Source organism: Oligoflexus tunisiensis (assembly GCF_001748245.1).
Taxonomy (GTDB): Bacteria; Bdellovibrionota_B; Oligoflexia; order Oligoflexales; family Oligoflexaceae; genus Oligoflexus; species Oligoflexus tunisiensis.
On the sequence record NZ_BDFO01000001.1, the window covers coordinates 3,004,287 to 3,027,582 of the forward strand.

Sequence of the window (23,296 nt, forward strand, 5' to 3'; positions counted from 1 at the left end):
CAACTCCAGGATAAGGATAGAAATGTATGGAAAAAGAATTCTACGAAGAAATCGAACGCACCAGAAAGTGGTTTAGAAGCGAAAGGTTTGCAGGTATCACGCGCTTTTACTCCCCTCGGCAGGTTGTCGAGCAGCGCGGCACGATCCGTCGTGAATACTCTATTGCCAAAAAAGCTGCCGAGGAATTCCACGACTTTCTTCGTGCTTCTTATAAAAAAGGCGAATCGATCACAACCTTTGGACCTTACTCTCCTGGTCAGGCCGTGATGATCAAACGTCAGGGCATCAAAGGTATTTATTTGGGAGGCTGGGCGACATCGGCAAAAGGATCCGCTGATGAAGATCCAGGTGCTGACCTCGCATCCTATCCCCTCAGTCGCGTTCCTGATGAGGCCGCTGCCATAGTCCGGGCGCTCGTCGCTGCCGACAGGAATCAATATTTTACCCGCGCACGCATGAGCGACGAGCAGGCGAAGAATACTCCGGTCTATGATTATCGCCCTTTCATCATCGCCGACGCCGATACCGGGCATGGTGGTGACGCACACGTGCGTAACTTGATCAAGCGTTTTGTAGAAGCGGGAGTGCCAGGCTATCATATTGAAGACCAAAAACCCGGAGCAAAAAAATGCGGTCACCAGGGTGGCAAAGTTTTAGTGACCGTGGATGAGCAGATTAAGCGGCTCAATACTGCGCGTTTCCAACTCGATTTAATGGAAGTGCCCGGCATCATCGTCGCGCGGACCGATGCGGAGTCGGCTACTCTCCTGGAAAGCATCGCTGACGAGCGTGATCATCCTTTTGTCTTAGGTTCGACTAATCCCGACACTCCAGCCTTTAAAATATGCTATCTCTATATCTTGAAGACCTTTCATGAGCAAGGATTCGAGGACGTCAACGGCCATCTCATCTATAATCTCGCGGCCCATCGCTTTGAAGAAGCTGAGAGTTTTTTCAAGGATACCGGCATAGCGACTATGCTGCAGGAAAAAATCGCCAAAGGCAAATCAGACAAGAAAGCCCATGTCGAGAGCATTCTCGATGATGCCATCGGTGCTTTCGCCGAGACCTGGGAAAATCACGCGAACGTAAAAACATTTGGACAAGCGGTCTTTGAGGTTCTCAAAACACGCCTTGAAGAAGGCATGCAATCCGCCATCGACCCAGCTGATTGGCTCAAATTCGCCAAAAAAGCTCCACTGGATGAAGCCAGGAAGAAAGCCTTGAGCCTTGGTGTCGATGTATCCTGGGATCCGGAAAAGGTTCGTACCCCGGATGGTTATTATCAGGTTAAGGGTTCCATTGAGTATGCGATTGCCCGTTCGCTCGCCGTCGCTCCTTATACGGACCTCATCTGGATGGAAACCAAAACTGCAGATTTGAAAGATGCCAAGGAATTTGCTGAAGCGATTCACCAGGAATTTCCCAATGCAATGCTGGCCTACAATCTCTCACCATCGTTCAACTGGGATACCACCGGCATGAGCGATGAGCAGATGAAAGCTTTTCCCATCGAACTTGGCAAAATGGGCTTTGTCTTCAACTTCATTACCTATGGAGGACACCAGATTGATGGCTTGGCTTCCGAAGAATTTGCTCTGGCATTGCAGCAAGACGGGATGTTGGCCTTGGCGACTCTGCAGCGTCGGCTCCGCCTGATTGATTCTCCCTACAAAACACCGCAATCCTGGGTGGGTGGCAATCGCTTTGATGCTGCTCTTACGGCCAGTTCGGGCAATACATCCACCACCCGGGCCATGGGCAAGGGTTCGACTCAAACCCAGCATCTGATGCCGACCGAGTTCCCAATCAAGACTTTGGACCGCTGGTTGGCCTGCTGGCTCACGTATCATAAGATTACGGACCAGCTGCATGCCCGGCTGCGCCCTGTCACGGGGTCCTCCGACTTACTCGAGCTGAGCGTCGGTGATCAAAAAGAAGAGAAAATCGCTAGCGTGATTTTCACCGGCATCCAGGATCGCCAGGGTCGTAATATTCTTTCGATTCGCAATCAGTCGACGATAAAAGTTGAATATCGCAAAAAACGTCTGATGACGCTGATGCAGAGTTTTTTAGTGCATCGCTATAAATCTGATTCCATTCATTACCTGGCCCCGACCGAAGACAACCATCGGGCGGTTGAAGGTATGAAGAAGCTCGGATTTTTCAGCGAGGTGAAAAGTGAAGTCGGCGATATCATCGTTGCCAATGTCAACAAAGCCTTCCAGAAAAAATTGCTCGAAGGCGATGCCGAAATCCAAGCGATGCTGGCTCGCAGCTAGGCAACATAGATCGTGCTTTAGAGAAGTCCAGTGTTTGGGCTTGGCTGGGTTCAGCCTCCACGCCGGGTGAAGGGTTCATCAAGAAGATCGGCGTGGACTCATCGAATAAAGGTACCTGGCCGGAAGTCTGGGCCGAATTTTTCAAGCGCTCAGCCTTCCGCCCTGGAGACTTTTAGCGAAACGCCGCGATGCCGGTGATCTCCTGGCCGACGACCAGACGATGCACGTCTTCCGTGCCTTCGTAGGTCTTCACGGTTTCAAGGTTCATCATATGGCGAATCACCGGATATTCGTCGATGATCCCGTTTGCGCCCAGCATGTCGCGAGCTTCACGGGCAATATCGAGGGCGATCTTGCAGTTGTTGCCTTTCGCCATCGAAACGTGATGCGGCTTCATCGTGCCTTTGTCTTTCATGCGACCCAGTTGCAAAACCAGCAATTGCGCTTTGGTGATTTCAGTCGCCATCATCGCGAGTTTCGCTTGCGCAAGCTGATAAGCGGCCAAGGGTTTGCCGTCAAACAGAATACGTTCTTTCGCGTAGTCGAGAGCCTGGTGATAGCAGGCGTTCGCGGCGCCGAGCACGCCCCAGGCGATGCCGTAGCGCGCTTGAGTCAGGCAACTGAGGGGGCCTTTCAAGCCGACGGCGTTCGGCAACATATTCTCTTCGGGAACGACGCAATCTTTCATGTGAAGTTCGCTCGTCACGCTCACGCGTAGCGAGAATTTGCCTTTCATGGTCGACGTCGTAAAACCAGGCGTGCCTTTTTCAATGATAAAGCCGCGCACCTCACCGTCGAGTTTCGCCCAGACGACCGCGATATCCGAAATGCAGCCGTTCGTGATCCACATCTTATTGCCGTTCAGTTTGTAGCCGCCTTTGACTTTTTCGGCTTTGGTGCGCATGCCGCCGGGGTTCGAGCCGGCATCGGGTTCGGTCAAACCGAAGCAGCCGATCATTTCGCCTTTTGCCAACCGAGGCAGGTACTTTTCTTTTTGCTGGTCACTGCCATAAGCGTGAATTGGGTACATGACGAGTGAGCCTTGAACCGAGCAGAACGACCGAATGCCCGAGTCGCCGCGCTCGAGCTCCATCGTTGAGAGGCCGTAGGCTACATTGTTCAAGCCGGGGCAGCCGTAACCGTGAAGGTTCGTGCCCAATAGGCCCATCTCGGCGAAGCGTGGGATCAATTGTTTGGGGAAGGTTTCGCTGCGATTGCATTCCTGCAGAACCGGGATGACCTCCTTGCTCACGAAATCGCGAACGCTCTGGCGTACCATCAATTCGTCGTCGGTCAGAAGGCTATCGAAATCCATGTAGTTTAAAGATGTGTAAGCTGCCATCGCAATCCTCGTTAGCTGACAAATTTGCCGGTTTCTGGGGCTGAAGTTTGAACGTTTTGATTCTAGCCTTGTTATTAATTTGGTGGCAAGCTCTGGAAAATTCTTTTGAGTCCAGGTCTTAAGAGCGACATCGAGGCCGTATGTATAATCGTGCAGAAATTATAGAGCAGAACTTTAGGCGTCTACTGAAAGAGGGTGGTCCCTTCCCGCAAGCGCGGGTCGACATCACCTTGGGAGAGAGCGGTTTGACGGGTCCGCAGCTGGTGGATCTCTTTGAGTCGCAGGTGATGAGTCGGGCGCTCGATTTACGCGCCCGCGAGCTGAAAAACGAAAACAAGTGCTTCTACACCATCGGCAGTTCCGGTCATGAAGGCAATGCGGTTTTCGGTCGGGTCTTTCGTTTGAACGACATGGCCTTTTTGCACTATCGCAGCGGCGCCCTTATGGTGCAGAGGGCCAAGCAGCTTCCCGCATCGACACCGCTTTACGATGGGCTGCTTAGTTTCGTGGCTGCCAGTGATGAGCCGATCGCGGGAGGTCGGCATAAAGTCTGGGGGAGCAGGCCGCTTCTGGTGCCGCCGCAGACCAGCACGATCGCTTCGCACTTACCGAAAGCCGTCGGAGCGGCGCTTTCGATTCGCCGGGCAAGAGATCTGCAATACTCGCAGGTGATGGCTGACGACAGCGTGGTGATTTGCAGTTTCGGCGACGCTTCGGCCAATCACGCCACGGCCCAAGTGGCGTTTAACACCGCGAGCCATGTGGCTTATCGAAATATTCCGATCCCTCTTGTGTTTTTATGCGAAGACAACGGCATCGGGATTTCGGTACCGACACCCGAGGGCTGGATTCAGTCCAGTTTCGAAAATCGACCGCAGATGAAGTATTTTTGGGCCGATGGTTTGAATCTTCTGCATTTGCATAAAGTCACGCGCGAGGCCGAGACTTATGCGCGCATCCGCCGCAAGCCGGTGTTCTTGCATACGAGCGTCGTGCGCCTGATGGCACATGCGGGCTCCGACCCTGAGTGGAGTTACAAGACATTCCAGGAGATCGAACGCACGGAATTCAACGACCCGCTTCTTCATTCGGCGCGGATTATTTTAGAAAACAAACTCCTCAGCGCAGAAGAAATTCTGGCACTTTACGAGAGCGTTCGCGAAAGGGTGCGAAAGATTTCGGATTACGTCGTGAATCTCCCGAAACTCACGGGGGCCGAAGAGGTGCGGGCATCGCTGACGGCCAATCGGCATCCGCGCGCTTTGCCGCCGATGCCGTCGGACGACGCTCGTCGCAAAGTTTTCGGGCAGGAATTCGATAAGCTGCCCTCGATGCCGCAGCATATGGCGAAGTTGATCAACTACGGCCTGGCCGATATTTTATTACGCTATAAAAATAGTGTCATTTTTGGAGAAGACGTCGCGCAAAAGGGCGGCGTGTATAACGTGACTGATGGTCTGCATAAGAAGTTCGGGCCGCGCCGGGTTTTCAATTCGATGCTCGATGAAACTTCGATTTTGGGCAATGCCATCGGATTCGCCCATAACGGGCTGTTGCCGATCCCGGAAATTCAATTTTTGGCTTACGTGCACAATGCCGAAGATCAGATTCGCGGCGAAGCCTCGACTTTGGCGTTCTTCTCGCAAGGCCAATTCACGAACCCGATGATCATTCGGGTCGCGGGCCTCGCGTACCAAAAGGGGTTCGGCGGCCACTTTCATAACGACAATTCGCTCGCGATTTTTCGCGATATTCCCGGCCTGATCATCGCGGTGCCATCGAACGGCGCCGATGCGGTGAAGATGATGCGGGCGTGCGTGCGTACGGCCGAGACCGAGGGCAGGGTCGTGATTTTTATCGAGCCGATCGCGCTCTATATGACGAAAGATCTTCATGCCGAGGGCGATAAGGAATGGAGCTTCACTTACCCCCCGCTCGAAGAAGAGATCGCCGTAGGTGACTTCGGGGTTTACAGTCACGGCGTGGCGGTGCCAGGCAAAGTTGCGGCGGACGACGAGGTTTTGATTCTCACCTACGGCAACGGTTATTTTTATTCCCGTCAGGCTGAGAAAGAGTTGCGCGAAAAATATAAAGTGAAATGTACGGTCGTGGACTTGCGCTGGATCGCCCCGGTGAATTGGGAGAAACTGATGCCGCTGGCGCGCAATTTCACGCGCGTCTGCATCGTTGAAGAGTGCCGCAAGACCGGCAGCTTCAGCGAGCAGCTGGTGGCGGGCCTTGTCGAGCGTTGGAGCGGCGCTGGCGAAAGTTCGTGGGCGGGTGGTGAGCCGAGGTTCCCGAAAATCAAGGTGATCGCGGCCGACGACTGCTTTATTCCGCTCGGCCCTGCGGCTGCGGCGGGCCTCCCGAAAAAGGCCGAAATCGTGGCGGGCATTTTGGAGCTTAAAGGTATATGAAAAAGCGAATCGTTGTCATCGCGCCCGGGCGCGGTTCTTACACGACTGAGACTCTGGGTTATTTGAAAAAGCATAAGCATCCTCGCCAGGAATTTTTAGCGAATCTCGACCGGCAGAGGCAGGCGATCGGTGAGCCGGCGATCAGTGAGCTCGACGCCAAAGAAAAATTCTCGCCGTCGTTGCACACGCGCGGCGAGCACGCCTCGACTTTGATTTATGCCTGCAGTTACTTCGACTTCATGGCGATCCCTCGCGACGAATATGAGATCGTCGCGGTCACGGGCAATTCCATGGGTTGGTATCTGGCCATGGCTTTTGCCGGCGCTCTCGATTCGGAAGGGGCGTTTCAAGTCATTCAGACCATGGGCTCGATGATGAAGCATGAGATCATCGGTGGGCAGATCATTTATCCTGTGCTGGACGACTCCTGGCAGCCCGACGATGAGCGCGAGCAGCGCGTGCAGGCCTTGATTCAAAAAGTCAATGGCGAGGGTATCGGTCAGGCTCACGTTTCGATCTGGCTGGGCGGCTTCTACGTGATCGGGGGCGACCAGCCGGGCCTTCAGTACTTGCTCAAGAATCTGCCAAAGGTCGGGGACTATCCATTTCAATTGGTCAATCACGCGGCTTTTCATACCCCGCTTCTGTACGAGACGTCCCGCCGCGCGATGGAACTGATACCAGCGCGCTTTTTCAATCGGCCGCAGCTGCCACTCATCGACGGGCGTGGCAGGATCTGGCAGCCTTATGCTACGGATGTCGACGAACTTTACGATTACACTTTGGGGCATCAAGTCTATGCTACGTATGATTTTAACGCTGCCGTCACCGTGGCTTTAAAAGAGTTCGCGCCAGACGCACTTTGGCTTTTGGGGCCGGGCTCGAGTCTTGGCGGGGCGATCGGGCAGGTTATGGTGAAGAACAAGTGGCAGAATGTCGTCGATAAGGATTCGTTCAAGGCGAAATCCAAAGAGCTTTTGCTGCTGTCGTAGCTGAGATGCGGACAGTGCCGGCTCTATTGACATACACCTTGCGGCCCAGCTTCATAATTTTGGTACTGATCCTGCAACTCCAGGAAAGGAGATTTTGAACGTTTTGAGGAAGGAGTTAATATGAATTTACTCAATGCACTCAGCGGATCAGCTTCCACATTTGCAGGACGCAGAGGTGTAAGAAACGGTGTCAAAGGTCTTGCAGCGATCGCAGTGGGACGCTGGCTATACAGGAAGTGGATGTCTGGCAGGAGCCAGAGACAGTCAGACTCCCTGAGCCGGGTCTAATCCTTCCATTTGAAGACTTGCATGCGGAGTGATGCGACTTGGGAGAGCCTTCAAGGCTCTCTTTTCGTCTAAGGCCCATCCGGCAACTTGCAAAGCAGGGTTCTGGATACTCTTACCAATTTACACGTCAGGACCGCTTCTGCATCATCAGCTCACCGATCTTTATTACGTCCACAAAAACAGGAGGAAGAGCCATGAGCAACGATATTCGTGGCACACCTGTGAGTTGCAGCAATCAAGCTGCGCTGGATCTGTACGAGACGGCCTTGACTCAATACCAATCTTATTTCGGCGATGCCGTTGCGACCATCCAGCAGGCCTTGCAGGCTCAACCAGACTTTATTCTAGGCCACATCTTCAAGGCTGGGGTTCTGATGACCTTCAGCGAGCAGCGCTTCGCAAAATTCGCACAGGAAAGCGTTAATAGAGCCGAAGAACTCTTCGACAAAGCCAACCCAAGAGAGCAGCTCCTCATACGCGCCATGAGACAACTGGTGGACGGTGACTGGTATCAAGCCTCATCGACTCTGGATAAGGTTCTGGTACATTTTCCACGCGATGCCTTTGCCATTCAGACAGCTCATCTCTTTGACTTCTATCAGGGCGATGCCCTGAACCTTCGCAATCGAGTCATGAGAGTTCTGCCCAATTGGAGTCCAAGCGTCCCGGGCTATTCCTTTATTCTGGGCATGTATGCATTTGGCCTCGAAGAGTGCAATCAATATCGCGATGCGGAACTTTGCGCGAAGCGCGCCCTGGAGATCGAACCCAGGGATGCCTGGTCCGTGCATGCGGGCATTCATGTCTACGAAATGCGAGGGCAGGTCGAAGAGGGGATCGCCTGGCTGGAGTCCCGTGAACGCGACTGGGCGCCAGACAATGGCTTTGCCTTTCACAACTGGTGGCATCTCGCTCTTCTTTATCTGGATCGGGGTGACTTTGCCCGGGTCCTTCAACTCTTCGATGAAAGGATCCTGCCTCAGCCAACCGACCTTTCCCTGACCTTGCTGGATGCAACTTCGCTGCTCTGGCGTCTGCATTTGCTTGGACTTGACGTGGGGGATCGCGCCGAGAGGGTGGCCGCCGCCTGGCACCAAAAGCTTGACGAAGAACGTGATTTTTTAGCCTTCAATGATATCCATGCTCTCATGGCATTTATCCTGGCTGATCAAAAGCAGGGGATTGCGCGGGTTTTGGATGACTTTGAAGCCTGGACGTCCCGATCGGTGACGACAACAAATGGCCGCATGATTCACCAGGTTGGAATGCCCTTGGCGAAAGCCTTCCTTGCTTTTGGCGAGCAGCGCTGGAGAGAAGCGATGGAAGGACTAATGGCTGTCCGGGACCGGGCTTTCCAATTTGGAGGCAGCCATGCCCAGCGTGATGTTCTGACTCTGACTCTGATCCAGGCGGCTCTGCGGCTTGGGGACAAAGCGGTCGCCCGACATTACCTGGCTGAGCGCAATGTATCACGCCCAGGCAGCGCTTTAGGCTGGCGCTTGCATGCGCAAACATTGTCCCATTGAAGAGGGACGTGTTGCGCAAGGATTCCAGAGCGGGTTTTAAAGGTCATCGCGCCAGCATCCCAACCACTATGGGACACCCGCCTGGTGGTCATGATCTGATGCCTTGGGCCTGTCTTTCACACCGATATCCCTGATCCTGACCTTGCCTTCGGTTTCCAGGCGGGCTTCTTCATGACGAAGGTCTTCAGAAACTGTTTGATTCTCGGTGATCTTATCCTTGTAAACTCGAACTTCTTCCCGAGGCACAACCTTTTTCTCGACATGGACTTGTTCTTCACTGATGGGGATTCGGATTTGCCTCGTTACATGGGCGTTCGTATTATTTCCGGATGTTGAGGTGCCTTCCAAAGGATACCGTTCCACAACGATTTCCTCTCGAGTGACCGGCACTTCAATACTTCTGGTCTCTGTGATGATCTCCTTGCGCACCTGAACGTCCCCGGTTTGCACATGATCCTTGCGAACATCCAAAACCTCGTCACGGAGTTGCATGACGCGCTGAAGTTCGCGTTCGTATATTTGGCTTGCCCTCTCTTCAACCGTCCCTCCCATGCTTTGGATGATCTCATGGCAACGGCGGATGTCATGACAGTCCTCGACAATCAACAGGTGTTGGTTTCTCCGGTAAGCCTCCTGAAAGTATGCTTCCGATTCTGAGCTCGGCTTCCAGGTTGGGCGTTCGTTAAAATTAAAAAGACGCGCAAAAAATCCGGCGATACCTGATTTCTCATGCTCCCTGTTGGGCGTGGCAAGTTTTCCAGGATAGTTGGGGCCGGTGTTGTCTGAATGACGATCTGCCGCGGAGTTTTCCACCAGCTTTACTTTGGAATATCCCGCATGGCGAAGCTGATCCGCTGCACTCTGTGCGTTGGAATAAGAGCTGAATGCTCCGACGATTGTTCTCGTGTCATTTTGCATGTCCTTATCTCCTACTCTCATGGTCACCCCTACCGGGGTTCATCATGCAATACCGAAGCCACAGCTTTTACCTGCTCTCTGGTTTCAAAGCTCAGACGCGCTACAAGAACAGTTGCCGGCATATGCCAAGCTCTGCCGAATCCGATGGTGCGGCAGAGGGCCAATGGAATCGACAGCAAGGACAAGGCGGGATGAGAAGCAGAGTGCAGTCCTGGGAGTTTATCCCTTGGGAATGATGCGAGCTTGAAGAGAAAGCGGAAGAGAAGTATTCCACTCCTTGCTATCACGATATTTGAGATTATGAAGTGATGTCACCTGGCGGCTGCATGCGCAAGATTGTTGTTGCAAGACGGGAAAATCGGTTTGAACCACGGCAGTGAGCGGTCGGACATGGGAGCAAAAGCATGCAGGTTCCTGTCGATTTTCTACATTGGTCAATGGCGCTTCTACCTATCCTGGTCCTGGCCTTCCTGCTGGTGCAGTTGCGATGGACCGCGCAACAAGCAGGCGCGGCAAGTATTTTCGTTGCCGCAGCCATTGCCTTATTTATTTTCCAGACACCGCTGGAGACGCTCGCTGTCTCAGGCGCCAAGGGCGTGTGGGATGCTTTGTCTATCCTCTTGGTCATTTGGCCTGCCCTGCTTCTCTATCACATCATGAATAAGGCAGGCGGCTACGATGCGTTGCGACAAGGGATCACCCGCATGAGTCGCAACGAGCTCTTTGTTATCGTCGCTCTCGGTTGGGTTTTCGCTTCGTTCCTTCAGGGCATTGACGGATTTGGTACACCGATTGCCATCGTCGCGCCGTTGCTGGTCGCGTTCGGTGTAAGGCCGGTCTACGCCGTGGCGATCCCGATCATCGCGCACATCTGGGGGAAGTTTTTTGGAACGCTTGGCGTCGGCTGGCTCGCCACTTTGCAAGTTGTCGATCTGAGCGATGCCGAGGTCACTGCCACGGCCTTCCAGTCGGCACTGCTGATCATCATTCAGACCATCCTGAGCGGATTTGCCGTCGTCTGGATGTATGGACGCTGGCCCGCAATTCGCCACGCTTGGCCGCTGGTCCTGATCATCGCCACTATCCACGGCTTGGGACAAGTCATTGTCGTGTTCATCGATCCTGTGCTGGCTGCCTTCATTCCTGCTACAGCAGCGATGCTCGCTCTGTACCCGCTGTCGCTCTGGCCGCGCTATGCGGAGCCGGTCACTGATATCGTCGATAGTCCGGCAATGCGGGCAAGCCGTTCTGAATATCATACCGAAAAGGTGCCACCAATGGGTCAGGGCATGTCCTTTCTTCCATATATCCTCTTAACGATATTGTCCTTATGTACCGTCATGATCGATCCTCTGAACAAGGCGCTCGGCAGCTTCACCCTCGGCTTGCCTTTTCCGGAAGTGACGACCGGCTATGGCGTCACGAATGCGGCTGCCATGCGATATTCCGAATTCGCTCCGCTCACACATCCCGGCACCAGCCTCTTTATCACTGCCCTTGTGACTTGGACCATTTATCGGGCGCGGGGTTACTACGAGGCTTGGTCTAAAACAACAGGTGAAAAGCAATCGAGCCTTTGGCGAGGCCTGTTCGAGAGCGCGGTTCCCGCATCTGTTCCGATTCTGGCCTTTCTGATAATGGCCGCGCTGATGGGTCACTCTGGGCAAATCCAAACACTGGCGCTCGGAATTTCGGCGCTTGCTCCTGCTCAGGCTTTCGCGTTCCTGTCGAACGGAATCGGTATCATTGGCGCATTCACGACATCGAGCAGCACGTCGTCCAATGTGTTGTTCTCGGAACTGCAGGTGGCTGTGGCACGGCTCAAGGGCTTGCCCGAAGCCACCATTCTCGCCGCGCAGAGCGCCGGCGGAGCGATTGGCAATGCCATCGCGCCAGCCAACCTGGTAATGGGCGCCAGTACTGCCGACATCAGCGGACAGGAGGGCGCCATTATGCGAAAGACCCTTCCGTGGACGTTGGTCGCGTTTCTTCTCACTGGTATGGCAACGGTCCTGCTGGTGCTGCTCGTGGAGTGAAAGGAGTCGATCATGGTAGCTTTGCTTAAGAGTCGGCTTGCGTATCTGAGCGTGTCGTTCATCTTGTTTTTGATTGCGCTCCCGCTTATCAGCATCGGAACAACCAGCGGCCCTCGCTTTCTCCTATGGATAGGACTCGCCGCGCTCGGCGTCGGCGGCCTCATTCCACCCATAGCACGACTGGTGTGCTCTCCTGAGCCGTCAGCCGCACCCGATGACTAGAGTATGAAACTGATGCAAGAAGGAGTTCAGTCATGATTCACCCCAACGGTCCCCGCACAGGGAGGCCTCCTGTTATTGCCTCGCGCGGCATGGTGAGCACGCCGCATTACCTCGCCTCAGCATCCGGTCTGGACGCATTGCGCCGCGGTGGTAGCGCGGTCGATGCCATGATAGCCGCAAACGCAACGCTGTGTGTTGTTTATCCCCACATGACCGGTCTCGGCGGAGATGGCTTCTGGCTGATTGCAGGACCTGACACCGGTGGTGTTCAGGCGCTTGACGCCAGCGGACCCGCAGGCCGCAAGGCCACGCGCGACTACTTCCGGAAGCACGGCTGCACGGATCAGATTCCGGCCCGCGGTCCACTGGCCGCTCTGACAACTCCAGGCGCCGTCGACGGATGGCGCGCCGCTCATGAGCGCCATGGCAAGCTTCAATGGGCGTCTCTCTTTGCAGATGCTATTGAGTATGCACGTAATGGAATCGCTATTACCCGTTCGCTCGCCGATTGGCTCGCCGCGGATGAGTCGATTCTTCAACAATTTCCGGACACGGCTCGTATCTTTCTGCCCGAAACCAAAGTGCAGCGGGAAGGTTCCGGACTGGTTCAGACCAGGCTGGCTCACACGTTTGAGCAGTTGGCGGAATCGGGTGCTCGCGCAGCCTATTATGAGGGGCCCATCGCGAAAAGCATCTGTGCAGCGCTGGCTCCCGCGGGCTCGCCGCTGAGCCCTGAAGACTTCACCAGTTATAAGGCGCAATGGGTCAAGCCGATTTCGACCACGTATCGCGGATATGAAGTGTTTCAAATGCCACCGAGCACGCAAGGCTTTTCCGCATTGCAAATTTTGAATCTGCTTGAAGGGTTCGACGTCTCAACCTGGGGCGACGGAACCGCCGACTACTATCATCATATGGTGGAGGCGGTGAAAGTTGCGTTCGCTGACCGCGATGAGTGGCTGACGGATCCCGAATTCGTCCAAATCCCTCTCGATCAGCTGCTTTCCAAGGACTACGCGAGCGCTCGTCGCAAACTGATCAACGCGAAGCGAGCGCTGGTTAGCGATCAAATCAAAGCGGGAGTGCCGTACGGCGCGAGGTCCGACAGGCGCAGCCCCGGCGGCGACACGGTGTATTCATGCGCCTGTGATGCAAGCGGGCTAGTTGTCTCCAACATCCAGTCCATCTACCACGATTTCGGTTCGGCCGTGATAGCCGGTGACACCGGGATCGTCATGCAGAACCGTGGGAGCTTCTTCTCACTGGACGACAAGCATCCCAACCGGCTCGAGCCAGGCAAACGCACCTTTCACACCATCATCCCTGCGATGATGCTCCGGGACGGAGAGCCGGTTCTGGCTTTCGGAACCATGGGTGGCGAAGGTCAACCGCAAACGCAGGCGGCTCTGCTAACTCGCTTGATCGACTTCGGATACGATGTGCAGCAAGCGATTGAAGCACCACGCTGGCTCATGGGTCGCACCTGGGGCATGGAGTCGCACGATCTTTGGCTCGAGCCAGGCATCAATGCTGAGACGGTGCGTGAGCTGCGACTGCGAGGACAGCCGGTGAAGATGGCCGGCCCGTGGGACGGCACGCTGGGGCATGCCCAGGCGATTCGCATAGACCGCAAAAGCCGGCTGTTCGAAGGAGGCGCCGATCCTCGTGGAGATGGGGCCGCGATGGGTTACTAGCAGGATTGATCCTTCAACCAGTCCAAATCAATACCAGGCATCCCGGTTTCACCATGGACGCCTGATTGGGAATAATATTTCCCCTGAGTCTCAACCCAACTTTATTTACGCGACACCCTGAAAATTGTGCCGTTCGCATCGTCGCTCACCAGCAGGGCGCCGTCGCTTGTAACGGCAACCCCAGCGGGTCGACCCCAGACCGTATCGTTGTCCACCACGAATCCAGTCATGAAGTCTTCATATCCACCGGTAGGGATGCCATCCTTCATGCGAACGCGGATCACTTTGTATCCCGTCCTCTGGGGGCGGCTATGCGAGCCATGCAGCGCGACGAAGGCATCACCGTGATACTCGGCGGGGAAAGCGTTCTGATCGTAGAAAGCCGCACTCAGAGCCGATGAATGCGCCTGAATCAAAACATCGGGCACCTGCACCTGACCTTTCAGATCGGGGCGCTTTCCTGCCAACGCTGGATCTTCATTGCTGCCGATGTAATACCAGGGCCAGCCATAGAAGTCACCGTCCCGCAGTCGTGTCATGAAATCGGGAACCAGGTATGGGCCCAGGTGGTCGCGTTCGTTCACCACACACCACAGATTGTCTGTCTCGGGCTGCATCGCAAGGCCCGAGCAGTTGCGCAATCCCGTGGCATAGTTGCGAATTTCCTTTCCCTCCGGATCGAAGACGCGCACCACGGCACGGTTCTCCTCTTCGCCCCAGGCCGCGCCAAGGCCATGAGTTTTTTCATACTGCTCGATGTTCGCGGGCTGTATATTCATCATGTCTCCCCCCAGATTCGACGCTGAGCCGACAGCGAGGAACAGGCGATTCCCGTCACGAGAAATCGCCAGATCGCGCGTCCAGTGTCGCTCCGTTGGAATATTGTCGATGATGACTTCGGCGAGCCCCTCTTGAGCAGGACCACTGCGATACGGGTAGCGAACAACCTGGTTCGCCGCCGCGACATACACAAACCTGGGGTTGTTGGGAGGATAGAAAACAATCCCGTAAGGACGATCCAGATTCTCCGCGAAGACCTCAGGAGTCTGCGGCACGCCCTTCGCTTTTGCAGGGAAGACAAGCACCCGTCCCGCACCGCTCTCCGAGAGGAAAACGTCGCCGTTCGGCGCGACCCTCATCGTACGTGGCTGATTGAATCCGCTGGCGAAAACCTCCACCGTAAAACCATCCGGAACTTTGGGCAAAGCACCCTGCGGCGGCTTAATAACGGCAGCGCTGCTGCCCACCGATCCTTCGGGAGCCGTGAACGTTGCCGGAACGGGCAGGTCGGAAGGCTTAATGTGGTGCTCAACACCTGGAGCATCGGTCGTCCAGTCGGCATAAATCGGGTTTTCAGCTCGTGGCCCTACCGCCCATACGTATGCTGAAGACAGAGAGAGAGCTAGCGGGACGCAGATGATCCATGTTGAAAATCTTGGGGTTTGCATGCAGACCTCCAGCTTTTTACGATTGAATGATTCCGTGCAGACACTTTCACTGCGAGCAAAGTCTAAATTCGGCTTATGCAAGCTCGACTGTTATTAGAACTTACCGCGTCCTGGTAGAAACAGAAGATTGTTTTTTTATGTTTTTCCGCAAGATTTGAAATCGCGGGTTGGTCATGCACCATCGACCAACTCCGAACTTCGGCAGGCTTTGAGGGAAAATATGCGCTCCAGGATTTCAGCTGAACGCCTTCATGCGGCTTCAAGTTGGGGTGCCATTGGCAGGAAAAGTTCATGGGGCAGACTGATCTGGATTTCAAACGGGCACATTTCGGAGCTGTCGAGGAGTTTGATTTCAATGCGGCAGCAGTTTTCCTCTAACAGGATTTTGACCGCATCCATGCCTATGCCGCGCCCCGATATCTCGTCGACCTGATCCTTGGTGGAAAGGCCCGAACGGAAGATCAGAGCCGCGATCTCTGAAGGGTTCGTGAGTTGATCCTTGGAAAGGAGCGAGCCCTGCGTCCCCATCTCACGCAATTTCTTCAAGTTCAAACCACGTCCATCATCACGATAGCGGATCAAGAGCGCGTCCGCCTGCTGAATCAGATCGACGGAAATATTCCCTTCCGCAGTCTTGCCCTTTGCCAGGCGTTCCTCGGGGCTTTCGATGCCATGATCGAGAGAATTGCGAACCAGGTGAATAAAGACTTTCTGCAAAAGATCGCGAGCGGGAGACATAAGAGCGATGCCGGGATCGTGGATGCGAACCCGAGGCATAGGTTTGTTCAGTTGTTCGGCCAGGTTTGAAATGCTGTCGTCAAAAACATGGCCAAGGAAGTGGCCAGCCAGATCAAAGAGGCAGCGTTGCATGCGGACCTGGATGCCCTTGAAAAGCTCCAGGGGTGGAACCCGGTCCGCGAAGAAGAGTTTGTGGAGCTCCCATAGGCACTGTTCCAGCATCGCATAGCGGGTGCTGCCCTCGTTAGACTCCTTCCTATCCTCAAAAACCTTCCTGCCGAGCTCATGGATGGTTGCCAGATGATCAACGACGGAGTGAAGGGCTTTCTGCAATTCCTCCGGGCTGATCTCCACCCTGTTCATCACATCAGCAAATTTCTGCTCGACTTCATGGATGAGAGACGAGGTACTTTGGAAACCGATGGATCGTGCGGCACCCTTGACCGTATGGAGATTGATCATGATACGACGCAGGGATCCCCTGGTTTGATCGGATGCCAGGAGACTGAGGGATTCGTGAATCAAGGTCTGGTTGGTTCGCATGAATGCAAAATAGTGCATCCTGGGGACAGCAATGATTTCGAGGAGGAATTTCAACTCGGTTTTCTTGCTCTCGCTTTCCCTTTGCAGTTGGCGCATGGCCGTGACGTCACGCAGGGTGACCAGGATTTCGCTGACTGTGTGTTGCTCGTCTTCGATGGGGTGCCAGTCAATTTCCAGGATCTGGACGCCCTGGCTGCGGGAAAGAGTCGATTCCCTTGGAAGGAGGTGGGAGTTGATTTCGAACATCAGAATGTCTTCGCCCAGGCAGGCCCTGATGCCGTTTTCAATTTGATCCACCTGGTCGCTGCTCAACTGACTGGAATGAAACAAAGCGCGTTTGATGGGTTGCAGAGCCAGGTTCCTCGTGCCGAGGATTTCTTCCAGGTAGGGGGAGTAACCTTCGGCGACGCAGGCATTGCTGTTGGAATCGAATACGCAGCGGAAGATGCCTTGCTTGATATTCTTGAGTATCGACTTGATCTCACGCGTCTTCTGTTCAACGATGGCTTCCACATTGGTCAAATGATGCTGCAGCTTGATATTGAGCTCGGATACTTCACGTTCGGCATTCTGCACGCGGTAGTAGGCGCTGGTGAAATTCCGTTCGAGAAGGATGGATTTCATGAGCAGGAAGATATAGAGCCCAAAAGGGGTATAGTTGATGCTGGCTTTTAGATAGCTCGGCGTGATGATCAGATAGCCGAGTGTCATGAAGAGATCATAGAAGACGCTGGCGAAGAATATGCCAAGACCGACGAGATAAAGCAGGGCGCCCTCTCTTCGGTAATAAACCGCTCGGGAGAGAACGCAAAGACTGATAAAACAGGCAAGGGCGGTTTGGGCGGCTCCAGCTAAAAAGCTGCGGGTGAAAACCGAAGGGTCCGTGACCAGCACCAGCAGCACCAGAAGGCCGCTGGGTACCCATGTGAGCCAGAACATCCAGGGTTTTCTGTCCTTAGGAAAAACGAGTTGCACAAACCCGCCTATCACGGCGATGTTCGCATACCAGCCCAGGTACTCGATGCGATACGTCCAAAAAAACGAGGCCTGCGGAAAAAAGATATCCACTAACTGTCCCTTGCCCTGCACGATGGTGCGCATGCCGATAAACAGGCATATGGCGGAGAGCGAGAGTGCGGAATAGTTTTTCTTCTGGATAAAAAAGAGCGCGAAGTGATAGACCGCCATCAGCAGAAGGCCGCCGACGATAATCGCATCAATGGAAAGATTCAGATGCAGACCGTCGTTGATCGCCTCTGCTGTTCCGATTTGAATCGCATAGTGAGCACCCCCCTTGCGGTGGTGATAATTCGATATCTGCAGGATGAGGTCCAGTTCATCGGCATGGGCGGGCAGATAAATGATCCTGGTTTTCCTTGAAGGCTGCGAAGCGTCCTTCTCCGTTCCAACCAGGCCGGCTTCGGCCACGACCTTGCCATTGATCCAGAGCCGATAAGCACTGGTGATCTCCAAAATCCGCAGGGCCAGGGCGCGATCGGTATTTGGAATTTTAACAACACGCCTATACGTGGCAAATCCGTTGGGGCCAATCGTATTATTACCCAGCTTCTGGCTGGCCCAGGATGTTGGGATGGGTAACTGCTGAGCTTCTGGCAGCGTCCCTGCTGCGAAGTCTTGGGGCTCCAGGAGCTGTTGCCAGTAGAAATCCCAGGGTCCGGTGATGTTTAGGGTGGGTTGTCTTCCCATATCCCAGTCGGATAGATCCAAAACCTGGGGAGCCCCAGATGGCATTCCATGCGCCGATGAAAGTCGGAACATTAAAAGGAGAGCAAATGCGAGCCTGATCCTAGCCATGGATTTTTTTGGCCTTTCGAGGCTGCGTTGAATTGCGGGTGCCACTGACATATAGTGGCGGCAAGCTGGGCATTAGTTGCATGGTGCTTGTTCATCCCCCATGAAACGATAGGAGCTGGGCGTCTTGCGTGTGATCTTCTTGAAGATCCGGCAGAAATAGCTCGTATCCTGATAACCGCAGCACGCCGCGATCTCATCCAAATTCATCGCGAGGTAGGAACGCAGCATGTATTTTGCGCGATCGATCCGAACAAAAGTCAGATAATCGCTGAACGTCATGTAGCCTTCCTTTCGGAAGAGGCGCGACACATGATTCGGACTAAGTCCAAATGCGTCCGCAACCTGCTCGCGGGAGATAGGCTTGGAGAAGTTCTCGTGCACATAAGCGCAGATCGACTCAAACGTGACCTTCGATTTGTTCTGTTGGGCCTTCGGCAAATCATTCATGGAACGCATGCAGGCATGCAGCAGAGCCTGGACGAGCGACCGGCAGATGGCGTCGGCCGTAGCCTGCTGCCCGAAGTCATGCAGAGCCTCCAGGATCTTGTGCGAGGCATGGTCGAGAGATCCGGGAATAGCGGACTTCACCACCGTTTCCGGAGTGTCCAGTGGTATGCTCTGCTGAACCAGGCTGAGTCCTATCTGCTTTCTGCCGAACAGGATATTCAAAACCTTTCCATTCGCTTGCCAGTCCGGCCTGTTCCAACAGTTGGCCGGAATGAAGACCACATCACCTGGATAGGACGTGACCATTTGCGGGGCGCCTGCGACCTCCAGCTCCATCTTATGAGTGCCTGCTAATGTGATCGCCAGACGGGGGAACCTGACGATATAGGCGAGGGGAGGGGGCGGAATCGAATTTTTGGCGACACGGAGGCCCTGGATGTGATGCTCATCCAGGAAGGTCTGCAGTGAATCATGCACGATATGGCTCTCCATCATGGGAAATGCGCCCTTATCCTGACAGGGGTTACGATGGTCCAATAAATGGTACATGTCTCCTATTTTTTCAAGCGCAAGAATCACCTATACCTGGATAACTCAGGTCTACGCGGGTTGATCGTCATGTCACACGGGTTCATTAGTCCAATTTCACTAAGGAGGAGGAGCCGATGCAGAAGGCCCGGATCAAGGAAAATCTCTTGCAGCTGAAGCAGCACCTCCTCACAGGAGTATCATTTGCCGTGCCTATCATCGCGTGCGGAGGAATCCTGATTGCCACTGCGATCGCGCTGGCTCCCATGGGACCGAAAGGTCCTGACTTTAGTTCCTCGCCTCTCCTGCAGATGATCATGACGATTGGTACGGCCGCCTTTGCGGTTTTTTTGCCCGTCCTCGCCGCTCACATAGCCTGGTCGATCGCTCAGAAGCCGGGCCTGGCTCCTGGATTTGTGGGAGGGTATTTGGCCAATGACATCGGTGCCGGTTTTCTGGGAGCTATCGTTGCCGGTCTCTGCGCTGGCTTCGTCGTCAACCGTATCAAAACACTCAAGATACCTCCGGCGTTCAAACCCATCATGCCGATTATTGTCATACCCATCCTGTCCTCCCTGCTGGTGGGTGTCCTCATGCTCAAGGTCATCGGCGTTCCCATCGCGGGGCTCATGGCGGAGGTCAGTTCCTGGCTGAGAACCATGGACCAAGGGCATGCTGTTGTCCTGGCTATGATTTTAGGATCCATGATCGCCTTTGATATGGGGGGACCTATTAACAAGACAGCGTTCTTTTTCGGAGCCGCCATGATCAAGGAGGGCAACTATGCGATCATGGGAGCCATTGCCACCGCGATCTGCATCCCTCCGCTCGGACTGGGTCTCGCCACCCTTTTGGCTAAAAAGCTGTGGACGCAGGAGCAGCGAGAGGCCGGCATGGCAAGTCTCGCGATGGGCATGATCGGCATTACCGAAGGGGCCATTCCTTTTGCAGCCGCGGATCCGCTTCGCGTCATACCCTGTATCATGATCGGCTCGATGATCGGTGCTGTCGTCGCCATGCTGGGCGGAGTCGGCGATCATGCGCCCCATGGCGGTCCAATCGTTCTTCCTGTGGTCGACAATAAACTGTTTTATGTTGTGGCTATTGCGATCGGATCCTGTGCGACGGCACTCCTGATCAATTTATTCAAAAGACATTCGTTTCTGCAGAAAGGGGAACATGCATGAATATCGTTGCCGTCACGGCCTGCCCGACTGGAATCGCCCATACTTACATGGCCGCCGAGCAGCTCGAAAAAATAGGGAAAAAGCTAGGGCACCACATCAAAGTCGAGACCCAGGGAGCCATGGGTATCGAAAATCCTATCACCGTCAAGGATATCGAGAGTGCCGACCTGGCAATCCTGGCCAGCGATATTGCCATTGAAGCCCCGGAGCGATTCGAGGCGATCCGCAAGGTCAAAGTCTCCGTCCAGGACGCTCTGAAAAATCCTGAGGGGATATTCACGAGCCTCTGCTTATGACTCCTATGAGTTGCCAGTACCGCTTTGCCATTTCTTTGCAGCAGGGTTTGCACGCGCGGCCTGCTGAGGCCATCAGAAGCACAGCCAGTCTCTTTTCTGCAGACATTCACCTGAGCAATGGCAGGAACGGGCGCAGGGCAGATGCGAAAAGCGTCCTCTCCATTCTGTCTGCTGATTTTCGCTGGCTCGACGAGTGCCTTCTGGAAACATCGGGCGCAGACAGCCAGGAGGCTCTCGATGCGTTGACGAAACTCGTCCAGGAGGACCTGGCTGCCCGGGAAGAACCTCTTGTTGAGACCGAACCTCAGGGCAGTTCGCTGCGCCTGCCTCGCTCTCTCAGGAATCTGAAACCCGACTTCATAGCGGCTCGACCTCTGGCCGAAGGCGTGGCGATCGGCAGAGCTTTTTTTCTCAGGACACCATCCTTCGATGATCTGGCTTCCCAGGAGGTCTTCACCAGCACACGGAATGAGAAGGAGCGCCTCGACAAGGCGATGGAGTGTGTTAAAGGCAAGCTGCTTGCCCATCTTGAGTTGCAGGAGAACGCAGAAATTTTCTCCATCATGAAAACCCATCTTTCCCTTCTGGAAGACCGGGACTGGCTTGTTCACCTGCGCGATGCCATTGCGAGCGGATACACCGCAAGTCAGGCCGTGATGAGGATCCGCGATCAGTACAAGGAACTTTTGCAGCAATCGACAACGGCCTATCTCAGGGAACGGTGGATCGATATTCATGATATCGCGGAGCAGGTGCTGGAAAATCTTTTGGGCAGGACGATCGCCTCGAAACGACCGCTTCCCGAAGGGCCTTTCATTTGCCTGGCGGAAAGCCTGAATCCCAGTGAACTTCTCTGGCTCCGTAGTGCGCCATTGCAGGGTCTTTGCCTGCAGGAGTGTGGACCCACATCCCATGTTGTGGTGATGGCCCGCTCGCTGGGTATTCCACTGGTCGTGGCAGACCTGGCTTCAGGCGGTATCAGGGAAGGTGAGGAGATCATCATCGAAGGACGGTGGGGGGCGATCTTCCACAGCCTCAGTCCTGTCATTCAACGCTACATGAGGCGCGAAGCATCCTTGATTCGGAGCCAGCAGACGCAGGAACTCTGCAGCACTGCGCGGACCCATCCACAGGTCCCGGTTATGATACGGGCCAATATTGGTTTTCGCGATGAAGCGCCTGCCGCCCGCATCCAGGGTGCGCAAGGTGTGGGACTGCTCCGCACGGAGTTGCTGTTTTTGAACCGGGATCAGGCTCCCGACGAGGAGGAGCAGTACCGTGACTATGCGGCTGTCGCGGCCAGTTTTCATCCGGAACCTGTCACGATCCGAACGCTGGACGTCGGAGGCGACAAGGAACTTTCCTATCTGAAGATTCCGCCCGAGGCGAACCCCTTCCTGGGATACCGAGCCGTAAGGCTCTATGATGAGTATTCCACTCTGATTCGTCACCAGATCCGTGCCATACTGCGAGTCTCCGCCCAGTTCCATGTGCGTATCATGGTTCCCATGATCAGCTGTCTGGAGGAATGGTTGAGTTTCCGGGCCAGGCTGGAATCCATCATGCAGGAACTCGATCAGGAGGGAATCGCTTTTGATCGAAGCATACGCGTGGGCCTTATGGTTGAGATACCGTCCATCGCCTTCGCTCTGGATAAGGTCTGCGTGAACTGTGATTTCATCAGTCTCGGGACCAATGATCTCCTGCAATACTTCCTCGCCTGCGATCGTCAAAGTGAAAAGCTCGCCTACCTCTATGATGATCTCCATCCTTCGTTTTTGAGGCTCCTTCGCAAGGTCGTCCAGGATGCCCATGCGCGGGGTGTGCGGGTGAGTCTCTGCGGTGAGATGGGCCAGCAGGTCGATAAGGTTCCGATTCTGCTCGGTCTCGGCGTCGACGAAATCAGTCTATCCAGTCAGAAAATTCCAGACATCAGGATGGCGGTGGAGCGCCAGGATCCAGCGTCGTGCGTGCAACTCGTCGACCGGCTTCTCGCACAAGGAACAGCGCATGATGTCAAAACTGTTCTGGAATGCTTTTGGGAGGATCAGGCGCGTGATCTTACGGACGTGGACCTGGTTATCCTGGGAGCCGACTGTGAGAATCGCGAGGAGGCCATCCGCGAGCTTGTCCATCGCCTCGATCGGAACGGCAGAACCCGGGATTCCATTGCCCTTGAGGAGGATATCTGGCTTCGCGAGGATGTTTATGCGACTCAGCTTGGCTACGGATTCGCTGTTCCTCATTGCAAGTCGCGACAGGTGACCGCCAATTCCATAGCCTTCCTGCGTCTGAAGGCGCCGATTGCCTGGGGTGAATCGAGCGCCGGGACAGTCGACTGTATTGTCCTCATTGCCATGAAGGAAGGCGCGACCCAGCAGCATATGAAGGTTATCTCCAACCTTGCGAGGAAAGTGATGCGTGAGGAGTTCCGTCATGCGCTTCGGACGGAGAATAGTCCTCAGGCGATCCATGCGCTTCTCTGTCAGGATCTGCTGGCCCATGAATCAGGAGTCCAATAAATGGTATTCTGCTGCTATTGTTTCTGATGACGGAACACCCCTATAGTCGGGCGAC

General features: G+C 54.7%; 15 protein-coding genes. 10 read left to right on the forward strand and 5 right to left on the reverse strand.

Annotated elements, in window-relative coordinates; all coding sequences use genetic code 11:
- Positions 1–26 precede the first annotated feature (26 nt).
- Complete coding sequence (locus tag OLTU_RS32890) at positions 27–2,282, forward strand: isocitrate lyase/phosphoenolpyruvate mutase family protein (RefSeq protein WP_141733165.1); 2,256 nt, start codon at positions 27–29, stop codon at positions 2,280–2,282.
- A 172-nt stretch (positions 2,283–2,454) separates the two neighbouring features.
- Here OLTU_RS32890 and OLTU_RS12865 read toward each other — a convergent pair whose 3' ends face one another.
- Complete coding sequence (locus tag OLTU_RS12865; protein ID WP_141733166.1) at positions 2,455–3,624, reverse strand: acyl-CoA dehydrogenase family protein; 1,170 nt, start codon at positions 3,622–3,624, stop codon at positions 2,455–2,457.
- Positions 3,625–3,764: 140 nt separating this feature from the next.
- Here OLTU_RS12865 and OLTU_RS33350 point away from each other — a divergent pair, with 140 nt between their 5' ends.
- The 3 genes from OLTU_RS33350 to OLTU_RS12880 all read left to right on the forward strand — a co-directional run bounded on the left by OLTU_RS33350 (position 3,765) and on the right by OLTU_RS12880 (position 8,847).
- Positions 3,765–6,041 carry a thiamine pyrophosphate-dependent enzyme gene (locus OLTU_RS33350; protein ID WP_141733167.1) on the forward strand — a complete coding sequence of 759 codons (2,277 nt, stop codon included), beginning with the start codon at positions 3,765–3,767 and terminating at the stop codon, positions 6,039–6,041.
- The gene (locus OLTU_RS12875; RefSeq protein ID WP_141733168.1) at positions 6,038–7,033 is read left to right on the forward strand and encodes an ACP S-malonyltransferase; all 996 of its coding nucleotides are present in this window, start codon (positions 6,038–6,040) and stop codon (positions 7,031–7,033) included. The genes OLTU_RS33350 and OLTU_RS12875 overlap by 4 nt, the downstream gene beginning before the upstream one ends.
- A gap of 482 nt (positions 7,034–7,515) precedes the next feature.
- Entirely contained in the window at positions 7,516–8,847 is a 1,332-nt protein-coding gene (locus OLTU_RS12880) for a tetratricopeptide repeat protein (protein ID WP_141733169.1), read from the forward strand.
- Positions 8,848–8,913: 66 nt separating this feature from the next.
- Here OLTU_RS12880 and OLTU_RS12885 read toward each other — a convergent pair whose 3' ends face one another.
- Positions 8,914–9,765 (reverse strand): YsnF/AvaK domain-containing protein, encoded by an 852-nt coding sequence (locus OLTU_RS12885; protein ID WP_176736570.1) that lies wholly within the window; start codon positions 9,763–9,765, stop codon positions 8,914–8,916.
- 404 nt (positions 9,766–10,169) lie between these two features.
- Between OLTU_RS12885 and OLTU_RS12890 the strand changes: the two genes are divergently transcribed.
- From OLTU_RS12890 to ggt, 3 genes are read left to right on the forward strand one after another with little or no spacing between them, the layout of a single operon-like run.
- The gene (locus OLTU_RS12890) at positions 10,170–11,801 is read left to right on the forward strand and encodes an L-lactate permease (protein WP_141733171.1); all 1,632 of its coding nucleotides are present in this window, start codon (positions 10,170–10,172) and stop codon (positions 11,799–11,801) included.
- A 12-nt stretch (positions 11,802–11,813) separates the two neighbouring features.
- On the forward strand, positions 11,814–12,023 hold the full coding sequence (locus tag OLTU_RS12895; protein WP_141733172.1) for a hypothetical protein: 210 nt from the start codon (positions 11,814–11,816) through the stop codon (positions 12,021–12,023).
- A 32-nt stretch (positions 12,024–12,055) separates the two neighbouring features.
- Complete coding sequence (gene ggt / locus OLTU_RS12900; RefSeq protein WP_141733173.1) at positions 12,056–13,717, forward strand: gamma-glutamyltransferase; 1,662 nt, start codon at positions 12,056–12,058, stop codon at positions 13,715–13,717.
- Positions 13,718–13,818: 101 nt separating this feature from the next.
- On the opposite strand, the gene OLTU_RS12905 is transcribed toward ggt, so the two are convergent.
- The 3 genes from OLTU_RS12905 to OLTU_RS12915 form a co-directional block, all read right to left on the reverse strand.
- On the reverse strand, positions 13,819–15,165 hold the full coding sequence (locus OLTU_RS12905; RefSeq protein WP_141733174.1) for a PQQ-dependent sugar dehydrogenase: 1,347 nt from the start codon (positions 15,163–15,165) through the stop codon (positions 13,819–13,821).
- 249 nt (positions 15,166–15,414) lie between these two features.
- Entirely contained in the window at positions 15,415–18,153 is a 2,739-nt protein-coding gene (locus OLTU_RS12910) for a 7TM diverse intracellular signaling domain-containing protein (protein ID WP_176736571.1), read from the reverse strand.
- A 180-nt stretch (positions 18,154–18,333) separates the two neighbouring features.
- Positions 18,334–19,257 carry a helix-turn-helix transcriptional regulator gene (locus OLTU_RS12915; RefSeq protein ID WP_141733176.1) on the reverse strand — a complete coding sequence of 308 codons (924 nt, stop codon included), beginning with the start codon at positions 19,255–19,257 and terminating at the stop codon, positions 18,334–18,336.
- A gap of 116 nt (positions 19,258–19,373) precedes the next feature.
- On the opposite strand from OLTU_RS12915, the gene OLTU_RS12920 reads away from it, so the two are divergent.
- The 3 genes from OLTU_RS12920 to ptsP are packed head-to-tail and all read left to right on the forward strand — an operon-like array spanning position 19,374 to position 23,241.
- On the forward strand, positions 19,374–20,423 hold the full coding sequence (locus tag OLTU_RS12920) for a PTS fructose transporter subunit IIC (RefSeq protein WP_141733177.1): 1,050 nt from the start codon (positions 19,374–19,376) through the stop codon (positions 20,421–20,423).
- Positions 20,420–20,719 (forward strand): PTS fructose transporter subunit IIB, encoded by a 300-nt coding sequence (locus OLTU_RS12925; protein ID WP_141733178.1) that lies wholly within the window; start codon positions 20,420–20,422, stop codon positions 20,717–20,719. The genes OLTU_RS12920 and OLTU_RS12925 overlap by 4 nt, the downstream gene beginning before the upstream one ends.
- A 5-nt stretch (positions 20,720–20,724) precedes the next feature.
- Entirely contained in the window at positions 20,725–23,241 is a 2,517-nt protein-coding gene (ptsP, locus tag OLTU_RS12930) for a phosphoenolpyruvate--protein phosphotransferase (RefSeq protein ID WP_218110008.1), read from the forward strand.
- Positions 23,242–23,296 lie beyond the last annotated feature (55 nt).

Bases quoted from the DNA above. Each gene is read 5' to 3' on its own strand.
- OLTU_RS12920 (WP_141733177.1), top strand. From the start codon at position 19,374: ATGCAGAAGGCCCGGATCAAGGAAAATCTCTTGCAGCTGAAGCAGCAC.
- OLTU_RS12925 (WP_141733178.1), top strand. From the start codon at position 20,420: ATGAATATCGTTGCCGTCACGGCCTGCCCGACTGGAATCGCCCATACT.
- ptsP (WP_218110008.1), top strand. From the start codon at position 20,725: ATGAGTTGCCAGTACCGCTTTGCCATTTCTTTGCAGCAGGGTTTGCAC.
- OLTU_RS32890 (WP_141733165.1), top strand. From the start codon at position 27: ATGGAAAAAGAATTCTACGAAGAAATCGAACGCACCAGAAAGTGGTTT.
- OLTU_RS12880 (WP_141733169.1), top strand. From the start codon at position 7,516: ATGAGCAACGATATTCGTGGCACACCTGTGAGTTGCAGCAATCAAGCT.
- OLTU_RS12875 (WP_141733168.1), top strand. From the start codon at position 6,038: ATGAAAAAGCGAATCGTTGTCATCGCGCCCGGGCGCGGTTCTTACACG.
- OLTU_RS33350 (WP_141733167.1), top strand. From the start codon at position 3,765: ATGTATAATCGTGCAGAAATTATAGAGCAGAACTTTAGGCGTCTACTG.
- OLTU_RS12910 (WP_176736571.1), bottom strand. From the start codon at position 18,153: ATGGGAAGACAACCCACCCTAAACATCACCGGACCCTGGGATTTCTAC.
- OLTU_RS12890 (WP_141733171.1), top strand. From the start codon at position 10,170: ATGCAGGTTCCTGTCGATTTTCTACATTGGTCAATGGCGCTTCTACCT.
- OLTU_RS12885 (WP_176736570.1), bottom strand. From the start codon at position 9,765: ATGCAAAATGACACGAGAACAATCGTCGGAGCATTCAGCTCTTATTCC.
- OLTU_RS12865 (WP_141733166.1), bottom strand. From the start codon at position 3,624: ATGGCAGCTTACACATCTTTAAACTACATGGATTTCGATAGCCTTCTG.
- OLTU_RS12915 (WP_141733176.1), bottom strand. From the start codon at position 19,257: ATGTACCATTTATTGGACCATCGTAACCCCTGTCAGGATAAGGGCGCA.
- OLTU_RS12905 (WP_141733174.1), bottom strand. From the start codon at position 15,165: ATGCAAACCCCAAGATTTTCAACATGGATCATCTGCGTCCCGCTAGCT.
- ggt (WP_141733173.1), top strand. From the start codon at position 12,056: ATGATTCACCCCAACGGTCCCCGCACAGGGAGGCCTCCTGTTATTGCC.
- OLTU_RS12895 (WP_141733172.1), top strand. From the start codon at position 11,814: ATGGTAGCTTTGCTTAAGAGTCGGCTTGCGTATCTGAGCGTGTCGTTC.